The sequence below is a fragment of the Luteimonas huabeiensis HB2 genome, from assembly GCF_000559025.1.
Classification (GTDB): Bacteria; Pseudomonadota; Gammaproteobacteria; order Xanthomonadales; family Xanthomonadaceae; genus Luteimonas; species Luteimonas huabeiensis.
Genome location: NZ_JAAN01000047.1, coordinates 1 through 12595, shown reverse-complemented (window position 1 = coordinate 12595; position 12595 = coordinate 1). Strand labels below are relative to the sequence as shown.

The window sequence follows — 12595 nt, the reverse complement described above, 5'->3', positions numbered from 1 at the left end:
GGCGCCCGCCTCAGCCCGCCACCGCCAGCCGTTCCTGGCTGTAGCGATGCACCGCCGCCAGCCACAGCGCGGCCGCCAGCGCCGCCGAGGCCAGCAGGTATACCGCCCAGACCTCCGCGGTGATCGGCTCGGCGCGGATCACCTTCAGGATCAGCTGGTTCTGCGCCAGGAACGGCACCACGAACTGCCAGAGCTGGGTCTTGATCGGGTTCACCATCAGCACGAAGGTCGGCACCGCCGGCAGCAGCATCAGCCAGGAAATGTGGCTCTGCGCTTCCTTGACGCTCTTGGCGGCGGAGGCGAGGAAGGTGAAGAAGGCGGTGCCGATGACCAGCATCGGCAGCAGCACCAGCAGCAGCTTGGCGATGGCCGACCAGCGCACGTCGAGCATCTGCGCCATGTCGCCGGCCATCTGCGCGCTGCCCTTGAACGCCAGCAGGATCAGCAGCAGCGAGGTCAGGCCCAGCACGCAGGCGGCGGCCATCTTGCCGCTGACGATCGCCCCGCGCGCGGCCGGCGTGGCCAGCAGCGGCTCCAGCGACTGCCGCTCGCGCTCGCCGGCGGTGGCGTCGATGATCAGGTAGGCGCCGCCGAAGAAGGTGGACAGCACCAGCAGGTAGGGCAGCAGGAGCGAGAGCAGCATGCCGCGCTTGGCCTCCTCGCTGGCGAGGTCGCGGGTGCCCACGCCGAGCGGGCGCATCACGCCCGGATCGATGCCGCGCGCCATCAGCCGCAGCGCGCCGACCTGCTGGCCGTAGGCCTGCAACGCGGCGCGCACGCGCGCGATCGGCACCTCGGCGTTGCGGCGGGTGCTGTCGCTGACGATGTCCACGCCGGCCGCGCGGCCGGCATGCCAGTCCTCGGCGAAGGTCGGCGAGATCTCCAGCGCCACGTCCACGCGCTGCTCGGCGATCGCGGCGTCCAGATCCTCCGGCGGCGCGGTCGCTTCGATGCCCTGCGTGGCGAGGAACGCGACCAGGTTCGGCGCGCGCTCGGCGCCGACCACCGGCACCTCCAGCGTGCCGTCCATCTGCGTGCGCACGCGCTTCTCGGCCAGCGTCGACATGCCGAACATCATCAGCGGGTACAGCAGCGGGCCCAGCAACAGGGCGACGGCCAGCGTGCGGCGGTCGCGCGAGATGTCCAGCAGTTCCTTGCGCATCACCGCCCACAGGGCGGAGGCGTTGTCGAAGCGGCGGGTCTTCATGCGAGCAGGCCCTCCTCGGAACCGATGGCGCGGACGAAGGCGTCCTCCAGGTTGGCCTCGCCGTAGCGATCGCGCAGCTCGTCGGGCGTGCCGGCGGCGACCACGCGCCCCTGCGCGACGATCACGATGCGATCGCACAGCGCGGCGACCTCCTGCATGATGTGGCTGGAGAACACCACGCAGCGGCCTTCGCCGCGCAGGCGCTGCAGGAAGGCGCGCATCGCGCGGGTGGTCATCACGTCCAGGCCGTTGGTGGGCTCGTCGAGCACCACGTTCTTCGGGTCGTGCACCAGCGCGCGCGCGATCGCGGTCTTGGTGCGCTGGCCCTGGCTGAAGCCCTCGGTGCGCCGGTCGAGGATGTCGTCCATCTCCAGGCTCGCCGCGAGCTGCGCGGTGCGCTCGGCGATCGTCGCCCGCGACAGGCCGTGCAGCTCGCCGAAGTAGGCGATGTTCTCGCGCGCGGTGAGGCGCTTGTAGATGCCGCGCGCGTCGGGCAGCACGCCGAGCACGCGGCGCACCGCGGCCGGGTCGGCGGCCGCGTCGATGCCGTCCACGCGCACCTCGCCGAGGTCGGGCCGCATCAGCGTGTAGAGCATGCGCAGCGTGGTGGTCTTGCCGGCGCCGTTGGGGCCGAGCAGGCCGGTGATGTGGCCGTCCTCGGCGACGAAGTCGACGCCGTCGACCGCCTGGACCGTGCCGGTCCGGGTCTTGAACGCCTTGTGCAGTTGGTGGGCGGTGATCATGCGGCGGTCCGTGGCAGTGGGGCGGCGTGGGGGCGGGGCGGCAGGTTCGCGGCCGTCATGGGTCCCACCCGTTGAAGCTGGTGAAGGGCGGCACGTCGCGCATCGCGTCCAGGCATTCGGTATCGAGCGCGGCGGCGTCGGCGGTCTCGATGAAACGCGCCAGCAGCTTGGGCACGCAGCCCAGCGCGAGGGTGCCGTGGCCCTGGCCCTTCAGCACCAGGTGCCGGCCCGCGGGCAGGTGGGCGACGACGCGCTCGCCGTAGGCCGGCGGCGTCACCGGGTCCAGCTCGCCCGACAGCAGCAGCACCGGCAGCTCGGCGGCGAAGGGCTCGGCCTGCGCGGGGTCGGCGCGGTCGTGCGGCCAGGCCGCGCAGGGGGCGAAGAACATCTCGCCGACCTCCGCGCCGAGCACGGTATCGGCGGCCTCCGCGGCGGGCGCGTAGCGCGGCGCGTCCTCCGCGCACAGCACCGACCACTGCATGCCGCGGTTGATGTCGTCGGCCATCCGCTCGCCGGTCATGCGGGTCAGCGCCATCAGCGCGCCGTAGCGGCCCTGGTCGGCCTCGTCGAGGATCAGCGGCAGCAGCGAGGCGGTCTGCGGCGCGTAGGAGAACGCGAACGCGAGCGAGGTGACGGTGTCCGGCACCACGGTGCCGCGTTCGATCGCACCGCTGCTGGCGCCCCGGTACTCCACCTCGGCCGGCGCTTGCTGCAGGCGCGCCATCACCCGCCGCAGCTGCTCCGGCGCCGGCGTCGGGAAGCGTTCGCGGCAGCCCGGCGTGCGGTCGCACTGGGCGCTCTGCAGCGCCAGCGCGTTCTCGAAGGTGTGGGCGAACTCGGCGCCGATCACCAGATCGTTCGGGACCACGCCGGCCAGGACCGCGGTGCGCACGCGCTGCGGGTGGCGCATCGCGTACTGCTGGGCCATGCGCGTGCCGTAGGAGCCGCCGACCAGCTCCACCTGCTCGGCGCCCAGCGCCTCGCGCACCGCGTCGAGGTCGGCGACCGCGTCGCGGCTGGTGTAGAAGCGCGGATCGGCGCGCTCGCCGATGGTCGCCGCGCAGGCGCGGGCGTAATCGGTCAGCGCCGCGGCATCGGCGATCCGCTGCGGATCCAGCGGCAGGGGCGAGCCGTCGGCGGCGCGGCAGTCGAGCGGATTCGAGCGGCCGGTGCCGCGCTGGTCGACCAGCACGATGTCGCGCGAGCGCCGCACCTCGCGCAGGATGGTGTCGACGTGGTCGGCGAGTTCGGTCGCGGCCTGGCCGGGCCCGCCGGCGAGGAAGAACACCGGCGGCAGGCCGGTGTCGTTGCGCGCCGGCAGCACCGCGATGTTGAGCGCGATGCGGCGGCCATCGGCGTCGTCGCGGTTCTCCGGCACCTCGAAGGTGCCGCACATCGCCTCGACGCGCAGGCCGGACTGGCCGATCGCGCAGGGCGACAGCGCCAGTTCGCCGTAGCGCCGGTGCGCGCCGTCGCCGGCGCCCGCGCAGCCGGCCAGCAGCAGGGCCGCGCATACGGCGCCCAGGGGCAGTCTCGATCTCATGTCGTTCCTCGAACGGTGGTCGGGTGGAGGCGGTGCGATGGGAGGGTGTGTCCCCGCGCCGGCCAGGTCGTAGTCCCCAGACGCGCGACCGGCGTGCATTGTGACCTCAAGCCGCCACCCGGCGCGCCAGCCGCCGCTGCACGCGCGCCAGGGCCTCGTCGAACAGGATCAGGCCGGCGCGGTCCTGCAGGCGATCGCGCGCGGCGCGCGCGCAGGCCAGCGCCCGCGCGGCGGCATCCGCTTCGCCGCGGCGGGCGGCCAGCTCGGCATCGAGCCAGTGGCGGTAGGGCGACAGGTCGAGCAGCCCGCCCTCGCACCAGGGGCGCCAGGCCGCGAGCAGCGCCGTGTCCTCGGTCGTCGCCTCGGCGAAGCCGGCCATCGCCACCGCGACGTGCGCACGAAATGCCGCCGGCACCGTGCGCGCGCCGGCCGCCAGCGCGCGCGCATCCGCCCAGGCGGCATCGCGGTCGCCACGGTCCACCGCATGCGCCAGCCGCAGCATGCGGCCCTGCGCGGCCAGCAGCGGCGAGGCGCCGTCCAGCGCCGGCTCGTCGGGCAGCAGGTCCGGCGGCCAGTCCCGCGGGCGAGTGCCGGACAGCGACAGGCCGGCAGCGGCCTGCAGGCGCTGGCCCAGCAGGGCGTCGCCGGCGCCGCGCAGCAGTTGCCACAGGCCCATGCCGTCGGACGACCAGCCGTGGGTGCGGAACGGCACCAGGTTGACCAGCCCGACCAGCAGCGCGCCGACGCCGATGCCGGACAGCGCTGCAACCGCGGGGGGAGACGACAGGCGCGTCGCCAGCAGCCCGGCCGCCAGCGCGGTGAGCAGGTTGGCCAGCGGCCCGCCCAGCAGATAGATCGCCTGCGCGCGCCGGCCGCGGCCGCGCCCGTCGCGCGGCAGCATGATCGCGAAGCCGCCCACGCCGGCGATGGCGTCGGCACGGCGGCGCTGCCAAGCGCCGCTGGCGCTGCGCTCGAATCGCCAGCGGCCGACCCCCAGCGCCACCGGGCGCATGCCCGCCGCCAGCCCGGCCAGCGCGTGGCCGGCCTCGTGCAGCACGACGTGCAGCCAGACGCCCAGCATCAGGCTGGCGAACAACCCGGCCAGCGCGGGCCAGGACAGCACGCCGAGCAGGCGGTCGGCGAAGGTGGCCGCGGCCACGCCGAACAGGCCGCCGCCGAGGAACGTCAGGACCACGACGGTCCAGCGCCGCCAGGCGGGCGCCCTGGGCGGATCCGCGAAGGCGGGCAGGCAGTCTTCCATGCGCGGCATGCGGTGCGGTCCCCTGGGCGGACCCAAAGCGTGTCGGCTCGGCGCGGACAAGTCCAGCGGCGCAGTCCGCCGGCCGCCCCGGGAGGCCGGTCGGCAATCCGCCGCCTGGGCGCACTTCTTGGAGCCGACGTAGTGCTCGCGGCGGGCCGGGGATCCGCCGCCCGGGGCCCATTTGGAGCTGACGTATTTCTCGCGGTGGGTGAGCGCCGGCGGCCTGCGCGGCACGGCCGCGCGCCGGCGCGAACGCCCGCCGCCCCGCGGCGGGCCGGGGATCCGCCGCCCGGGACCTACTTGGAGCTGACGTACTTCTCGCGGTGGGTGAGCGCCGGCGGCTTGCGCGGCACGGCCGCGCGCCGGTGCGAACGCCCGCCGCCCTGCGGCGGGCCGGGGATCCGCCGCCCTGGGCCTACTTGGAGCTGACGTATTTCTCGCGGCGGATCTGCGCCACCCCCAGCCCCCGCGCCTTCAGCGCCTCGAAGCTGGCATCGACCATGTTCGGGTTGCCGCACAGGTAAGCGATGTCGCCGTCGGCGCGCGGCGCGAATTCGTCCAGGAACTGCTGCACGTAGCCGTGGCGCACGTCGGGGTGGTGGTGCGGCGAACCGGGCGCCGGCAGCTCGCGCGAGAAGCAGGGCACGAAGCGGAAGCCGGGGTGGGCCTCGGCGAAGGCGCGGAATTCGTCGCCGTAGAGCAGCTCGGCGGGGCTGCGCGCGCCGGACAGCAGCACCACCTCGATCCCGCGCTCGTCCATCTGCCGCGCCAGTTGCGGCAGCATGGCGCGGTAGGGCGTCACCCCGGTGCCGGTGCCGATCAGCAGGTAGCGGCGGTTGGCGTCCTGCGGCATCAGGCAGAAGCGCCCGAACGGGCCGCTGGCGTGGACCGTGTCGCCGATCTCCAGGCCCTCGAACAGCGCCGTGGCCGCGCCGCCGGGCACGTAGCTCACCGCGATCTCCACCGAGCGCGTGGCGCCGTCGTCGGCGGGGATCGTGGCCAGCGAATAGCTGCGCTTGGTGGGGGTGCCGTCGGCGTACTGGAAATGCACCTGGATGAACTGCCCCGGCACGAAGGCCATGGGCTGGCCGTCGCTGCGCTCGAAGCCGAGGTGGGCGACGCTGGGCGCCAGCATCCGGCGCGCGGTCAGGGTCAGGGGGAACTGCTGGATGGCCAAGACGGTTCGTTCGCGAGGCGCGGCGCGCGGCCGCGGGACCGGCGCCCGCGGGCGCCGCGACGGGCCGGCGGGGGGTGCGAACGCAACGCTACGTCGCAAGGGTGCCGCCGGGCAGCCGCCTATACTAACGGGATTCGCCGCGCCTCTCGCGGCCGGAACGTTCGTATGCACGCACCCCGCGAGGCGGTCGGATCGCCGCCCGCCCTGTCCATCCGAGACCTCCGCAAGACCTACGCCGGCGGCGTGGAAGCGCTCAGGGGCGTGTCGCTCGACGTCGCGCCCGGCGATTTCTACGCGCTGCTCGGCCCCAACGGCGCCGGCAAGAGCACCCTGATCGGCATCGTGTCCTCGCTGGTGAACGCCACCTCCGGCACCGTCGAGGTGTTCGGCGTGGACATCGCGCGCCGCCGCGGCGAGGCCATGCGCCTGATCGGCCTGGTGCCGCAGGAGATCAACTTCAACCTGTTCGAGCAGCCGTTCGACATCCTGGTCAACTACGCCGGCTTCTACGGCGTGCCGCGCGCCGAGGCCGCCGAGCGCGCCGAGGCGGAGCTGCGCGCCGCGCACCTGTGGGGCAAGGCGCGGACGATGTCGCGCACGCTGTCGGGCGGCATGAAGCGCCGGCTGATGATCGCCCGCGCGATGATGACCCGGCCGCGGCTGCTGATCCTCGACGAGCCCACCGCCGGCGTGGACATCGAGATCCGCCGCGGCATGTGGCAGGCGCTGCAGGAGATCAACGCCGCCGGCACCACCATCATCCTCACCACGCACTACCTCGAGGAGGCCGAGGCGCTGTGCCGCAACCTCGCCATCATCGACCACGGCCGCATCGTCGAGCAGGGCTCGATGCGCGCGCTGCTGTCGAAGCTGGACGTGGAAGCCTTCGTGCTCGACATCGACGGCGAGCTGCCGCCGGCGCTGCCGATCGTGGAGGGCGTGCGGCTGCACGCGCGCGACGGCCATACCCTCGACCTGGAGATGCCCCGCTCGATGGATCTCAACCGCGTGTTCGCCGCGCTCGATGCCGCGGCCATCCGCGTGCGCTCCATGCGCACGCGCAGCAACCGCCTGGAGGAACTGTTCGTGCGCATGACCGCGCAGCACGCCGAGCGCGCCGCATGAGCGCCGCCCCGCAATCCGCGTCCGCCTCCCCGATGCGCGCCCACTGGGTGGCGCTGGGCACCATCGTCCGCCGCGAGGTGGTGCGCATCCTGCGCATCTGGGCGCAGACGCTGGTGCCGCCGGCGATCACCATGACGCTGTACTTCCTGATCTTCGGCGGCCTGATCGGCTCGCGCATCGGCGACATGGGCGGCGTGTCGTACATGGACTTCATCGTCCCGGGGCTGGTGATGATGAGCGTCATCCAGAACAGCTACGGCAACATCTCCTCCAGCTTCTTCGGCGCCAAGTTCGGCCGCCACGTGGAGGAGCTGCTGGTCAGCCCGATGCCCGACTGGGTGGTGCTGTGGGGCTACGTGGCCGGCGCGGTCGCGCGCGGTCTGGTGGTGGGCGCGATCGTGCTGGGCGTGGCGATGCTGTTCACCCGCGTGCGCATCCCGCATCCGCTGGTCACCCTCAGCACCGTGCTGCTGGGCGCGACGATCTTCTCGCTGGCCGGCTTCATCAACGCCGTCTACGCCAAGAAGTTCGACGACGTGACCATCGTGCCCACCTTCATCCTCACGCCGCTGACCTACCTGGGCGGCGTGTTCTACTCGGTGACCCTGCTGCCCGGCTGGGCGCAAACGATGACCCACGCCAACCCGATCTTCTACATGGTCAACGCGTTCCGCTACGGCCTGCTCGGCCGCTCCGACGTGCCGCTGTGGATCGCCTACGCGCTGATGCTGGGCTTCGTCGCGGTGCTGTCGTGGGTGGCGCTGACGCTGCTGCGCCGCGGCGTGGGGTTGCGCAGCTGATGGCGGGCTTCAGCGACTACATCGTGTTCGTCGACGAGAGCGGCGACCACGGGATGGCAACGATCGACCCTGGCTATCCGCTCTTCGTGCTCGCCTGCTGCCTCATCAGCAAACGTGATTACATGGAGACGGTGGTACCGGCCATTCAGAGGATCAAGTTCGACACGTTCGGACACGATACGGTCGTCCTGCACGAGCGCGACATCCGTCGCGACCTTGGGCCTTTCGCGGTTCTTCGAGAGCCCGGGAAGAAGACCGCCTTTCTAGAAGTACTCAACGACGCGCTGCGCCAGGCGAAGATCACGATCTTCGCCGCGGTGATCGACAAGCATCGCCTGCTCGACCAGCGTGGGGATCGACACAACCCATACGAGATGTCGCTTCGATTCTGTCTGGAGCGGATCTACTACACGTTGAGCAAGTCGGGCCAGACCCAGGATGCGCGCGGCGCATTGTGGACGCACGTGATATGCGAGTCGCGAGGCCGCAACGAGGACGAAGACCTGGAGCTCGCATTTCGGCGCATCTGCGAAGGCGACAACTACCCGAACAGGCAGCTTCCCTTCGTTCCCGTCATCGCCGACAAGAAGAGCAACTCCATCGGGCTCCAGCTTGCCGATCTGGTCGCGCGGCCGATCGGAATGAAGCAGCTGCGTCCTCAGCAGGAGAACCGGGCATGGGAGATCGTCGCCTCCAAGCTGGATCGCGATAAATCGGGAAAGTTCCAAGGCTTTGGTTTGAAGTGCTTTCCCTAACAAAACAAAAGGCCCCGGCGTTTCCGCCAAGGCCTGATGCCGACCGAGAATCCCCGATCCGACGGGGATTATAAGGCCGAATCGAACGGGCTGTCCAGTATCGGCCGGCGAAGCGCCAACGCTGTCATCAACAGGTCAACATGCGCGCCGACCATGCGCCGGCGGCTCGGCACGGATGCGCCCGCATCCGTCGTCCTAATCCTGTCGATGCCATGAATCCCACTCTTCTCGCCGGCGCGGTCGCTACCGCGCTGTCTGTCGTGTCCGCCTCCGCGCAGGCCGATACGCCGTCCGCCTCCACCTCCAGCTCCACCGAACTCGACGCGGTGATCGTCACCGGCACCCGCGGCAGCACCCGCACCCAGTTCGACACGATGGCGCCGATCGACGTGTTCACCGCCGAAGACGTGCGCGCGGTCGAATCCAGCGACGTCAACGACATCCTCGCCCAGCTCGTGCCCTCGTTCGTGGTGCAGCGCCTGCCGATGAACGACGGCCTGGTGTTCGTGCGCCCGGCCACGCTGCGCGCGCTCTCGCCCGACCACACCCTGGTGCTGGTCAACGGGCGTCGTTTCCACCGCTCGGCGCTGCTGGGCGGTCGCGGCGCGCAGGGCGCGGACCTGGCGCAGATCCCGGCCGCGGCGATCAAGCGCATCGAGGTGCTGCGCGACGGCGCCGCCGCGCAGTACGGTTCGGACGCGATCGCCGGCGTGATCAACATCATCCTCGACGACAGCCTCGGCGGCGCCTTCGCCCTGAAGGCGTCGGAGTACAGCGAAGGCGACGGCACCACGTACGGCGGCGAGCTGGCCTACGGCTTCGACCTGGGCGGCCGCGGCCGCCTGCGCCTGTTCGCCGAGTACGACAACGCCGACCCCACCTCGCGCTCGCGCCAGCGTCCGGATGCCATCGCGTTCCAGCAAGCGCACCCCGAGCTGGACGTGCCCGACCCGGTGCAGCGCTGGGGCCAGCCGGAGCTGGAAAGCACCAAGGCCGGCTTCAACCTCGACCTCTCGCTCGGCGGCTACACCTCGCTGTACGGCTACGGCCTGTACGGCACCAGCGACGGCCTGAGCGATTTCAACTGGCGCAACCCGGACACCAACAGCGAGCTGTTCCGCACCACCGACGTCTTTCCCGGCTTCGACCTGCGCACGATCTACCCGGTCGGCTTCTCGCCGCAGTACGGCAACGAGTCCGAGGATCTGCACCTGCTGGCCGGCGTGCGCGGCGCGCTGGGCGACAACCTGAGCTGGGACGCGAGCGCCTCGCACGGCAGCAGCAGCATCGACTACACCCTGGGCAACTCCTTCAACGGTTCGCTCGGCCCCGCCAGCCCGACCGATTTCTACCTCGGCAACCTCGAGCAGGAAGAGACCAACCTCAACCTCGACTTCGTCTACGCCTGGCAGCCCGCCGCGCTGTCGGCGCCGGTCAACGTGGCCTTCGGCGCCGAGCACCGCAAGGAGACCTACACGGTGAGCCAGGGCGACGAGGCCTCGTGGGCGGTGGGCCCGGGCGCGGCCGCGGGCCTCGCGCCCAACGCCAGCGGCGCGCCCGGCTTCAGCCCGGCCCAGGCCGGCAGCTGGGACCAGACCAGCCAGGCGGCCTACCTCGACGTCGAGGTGCCGGTGGGCGAGCGCTGGGCGTTCGGCGGCGCGCTGCGCTACGAGGACTTCTCGGAATTCGGCGACACCCTCGACGGCAAGCTCTCCGCGCGCTGGGAACCGATCGACGGTCTGGCCCTGCGCGGCGCCTGGTCCACCGGCTTCCGCGCACCCACGCCCGGCCAGCTCTATTCCACCTCGACCACCCAGGGCCTGGACACCAACACCCTGCTGGTCTTCAACACCGGCCGGCTGTCGCCCGACGACCCGATCGCGCAGGCGATGGGCGCGCAGCCGCTGCGGCCGGAGGAATCCGAGTCGATGACCCTGGGCCTGGCCTGGCAGGGCGCGGCCGGGTTCTCGGGCTCGCTCGACGTTTACCGCATCGCCGTGGACGACCGCTTCGGCACCTCGGCCTGGCGCGCGGTGCCGGACGGGATCGACAACCCGATGCGCTACACCTCGGTGTACTGGTTCACCAACGACTTCGACACCGTCACCACCGGCGTCGACCTGGTCGCCCACTACCGCCGCGCGCTGGCCCAGGGCGATCTCGGCCTGACCCTGGCCTGGAACCACAACCGCACCGAGGTCGAGGGCGGCAGCACCGCCATCGCCACCAACCCGGCGCAGAAGCGCGTGTTCGAGGACCGCCTGCCGCGCAACAAGGGCAGCCTCGCCGCCACCTTCGGCCGCGACCGCTGGGAGTGGATGGCGCGGGCGCGCTACTACGGCGCCTGGACCGATTCCACCGGCAACAGCACCGGCGAGATCTTCCAGGACTTCGGCGACATGCTGCTGTTCGACCTCGCCGCCACCTGGCAGGCGACCGAGGCGCTGTCGCTGCGGATCGGCGCCGAGAACGTCTTCGACCGCTATCCCGACGAGGCCGTCTACCAGGCCAGCCGCGGGCTGATCTACTCGCGCAACGCGCCCTACGACACCGACGGACGCAACGTCTACGCGCAGCTGCGGCTGAGGTTCTGACGTGACCGATCCATTGCGTCGCCGCCTGCTGCGCGCCGGCAGCCTGCTGCCGCTGGCGGCCGCGGCCGGCGCCTCCCTGGCCGACGCCGGTGCCGGTGCGGTACCGCCGGCGCCGGCCGGCGTCGGCCCCGATGCGCTCGCGCGCGACGAGGCCTGGTGGGCGCGGATCGCCGCGCTGTACGACGTCGCCCGCGACCCGGTGCCGCTGGAGAACGGCTACTGGGGCGTCATGGCGCGGCCGGTGCTGGACGCCTACCTCCGGCACACCGAGCGGGTGAACCGCGAGGGCGCGGCCTTCGCCCGGCGCGCGTTCCCGGCGCTGTACCGCGATGCGCAGGCGCGCGCCGCGCGCGCGCTCGGGATCGGCGCCGGCGAGCTGGCGCTGACCCGCAACGCCACCGAGGCCTTGCAGGCGCTGATCGGCGGCTACAACCGGCTGCGCCCCGGCGACGCGGTGCTGTGCGCCGACGTCGACTACGACAGCATGATCACCGCCATGCGCTGGCTGCGGAAGCGGCGCGGGGTGGAGGTGATCGAGCTGGCGCTGCCGGAGCCGGCCACCTACCAGGGCATGATCGACGCCTATGCGCAGGCGCTGGAGCGCCACCCGCGGCTGCGGATGATGCTGCTCACCCAGGTCAGCCACCGCCACGGCCTGCGCCTGCCGGTGGCCGAGATCGCCGCGCTGGCGCGCCGGCGCGGCGTGGACGTGATCCTCGACGCCGCGCACGGCGTCGGCCAGCTCGACATGCGCCTAGCCGACCAGGGCGCGGACTTCGCCGGCATCAACTTCCACAAGTGGATCGGCGCGCCGCTGGGCGTGGGCGGGCTGTACGTGCGCGAGGGCCGCGCCGACGCCATCGATCCCTACCTGGGCGAGCCCGATCCGCACGGCGCGGTGCACGCGCGCGTGCACACCGGCACGGTCAACTTCGCCGCCTTCATGGCCCTGCCCGACGCGCTCGACCTGCACGAGGCGATCGGCACCGCGCGCAAGCAGGCGCGCCTGCAGTTTCTCGCCGGGCGCTGGCTGGACGCCGCGCGCGCCAGCGGCGCCTACGAGGTGCTGGCGCCGGAGGACCCGCGCCTGCGCAGCGCCATCGCCTCGGTGCGCCTGCGCGGCCGCGCCTCGGCGCAGGATGCGCGCGCGCTCGCCCAGCGCCTGCACGACGGCTTCGGTATCCAGGTGGTCGCCCGCGAGGGCCTGGCCTCCGGCGCCTGCGTGCGCGCCACGCCCGCGGTGTTCACCCGCGCCACGGAAGCCGACCGCCTGGGCGACGCGCTCGCCGAGATCGCGCGCGACGCCTAGGTCGTCTCGACCTTCGCGGTGCGGGAGGCGACCCGCGGAATGGGGCCGACGGCGCCAAAGGCGCCCTTGTATCTTAAGGAC

The 12595-nt window shown here is 72.3% G+C and carries 10 protein-coding genes; 5 read left to right on the top strand and 5 right to left on the bottom strand.

Annotated elements, in window-relative coordinates:
- Positions 1-10: 10 nt before the first annotated feature.
- From Z164_RS0118525 to Z164_RS0118505, 5 genes are all read right to left on the bottom strand, one after another.
- Positions 11-1207, bottom strand: a complete 1197-nt coding sequence (locus Z164_RS0118525) for an ABC transporter permease (RefSeq protein WP_024892164.1) — start codon at positions 1205-1207, stop codon at positions 11-13.
- Positions 1204-1950: an ABC transporter ATP-binding protein gene (locus Z164_RS0118520; protein WP_024892163.1), complete on the bottom strand. Its 747-nt coding sequence runs from the start codon at positions 1948-1950 to the stop codon at positions 1204-1206. Before Z164_RS0118520 ends, Z164_RS0118525 begins: the two co-directional genes overlap by 4 nt.
- Positions 1951-2005: 55 nt before the next feature.
- Complete coding sequence (locus Z164_RS0118515) at positions 2006-3493, bottom strand: alpha/beta hydrolase (RefSeq protein WP_024892162.1); 1488 nt, start codon at positions 3491-3493, stop codon at positions 2006-2008.
- A gap of 106 nt (positions 3494-3599) precedes the next feature.
- Positions 3600-4763 carry a hypothetical protein gene (locus Z164_RS0118510; RefSeq protein WP_152541057.1) on the bottom strand — a complete coding sequence of 388 codons (1164 nt, stop codon included), beginning with the start codon at positions 4761-4763 and terminating at the stop codon, positions 3600-3602.
- A gap of 406 nt (positions 4764-5169) precedes the next feature.
- Positions 5170-5931: a ferredoxin--NADP reductase gene (locus Z164_RS0118505; RefSeq protein ID WP_269079021.1), complete on the bottom strand. Its 762-nt coding sequence runs from the start codon at positions 5929-5931 to the stop codon at positions 5170-5172.
- 165 nt (positions 5932-6096) lie between these two features.
- Here Z164_RS0118505 and Z164_RS0118500 point away from each other — a divergent pair, with 165 nt between their 5' ends.
- The 5 genes from Z164_RS0118500 to Z164_RS0118475 all read left to right on the top strand — a co-directional run bounded on the left by Z164_RS0118500 (position 6097) and on the right by Z164_RS0118475 (position 12514).
- Complete coding sequence (locus Z164_RS0118500) at positions 6097-7056, top strand: ABC transporter ATP-binding protein (protein ID WP_043690930.1); 960 nt, start codon at positions 6097-6099, stop codon at positions 7054-7056.
- On the top strand, positions 7053-7856 hold the full coding sequence (locus tag Z164_RS0118495) for an ABC transporter permease (RefSeq protein WP_024892158.1): 804 nt from the start codon (positions 7053-7055) through the stop codon (positions 7854-7856). The genes Z164_RS0118500 and Z164_RS0118495 overlap by 4 nt, the downstream gene beginning before the upstream one ends.
- Positions 7856-8611 carry a DUF3800 domain-containing protein gene (locus tag Z164_RS0118490; protein ID WP_024892157.1) on the top strand — a complete coding sequence of 252 codons (756 nt, stop codon included), beginning with the start codon at positions 7856-7858 and terminating at the stop codon, positions 8609-8611. The genes Z164_RS0118495 and Z164_RS0118490 overlap by 1 nt, the downstream gene beginning before the upstream one ends.
- 212 nt (positions 8612-8823) lie before the next feature.
- A complete protein-coding gene (locus tag Z164_RS0118480) occupies positions 8824-11205 on the top strand; it encodes a TonB-dependent receptor plug domain-containing protein (protein WP_024892156.1) in 2382 nt (793 codons plus the stop codon).
- Between the two features lies 1 nt (position 11206).
- Positions 11207-12514: an aminotransferase class V-fold PLP-dependent enzyme gene (locus tag Z164_RS0118475; protein WP_043690927.1), complete on the top strand. Its 1308-nt coding sequence runs from the start codon at positions 11207-11209 to the stop codon at positions 12512-12514.
- Positions 12515-12595 lie beyond the last annotated feature (81 nt).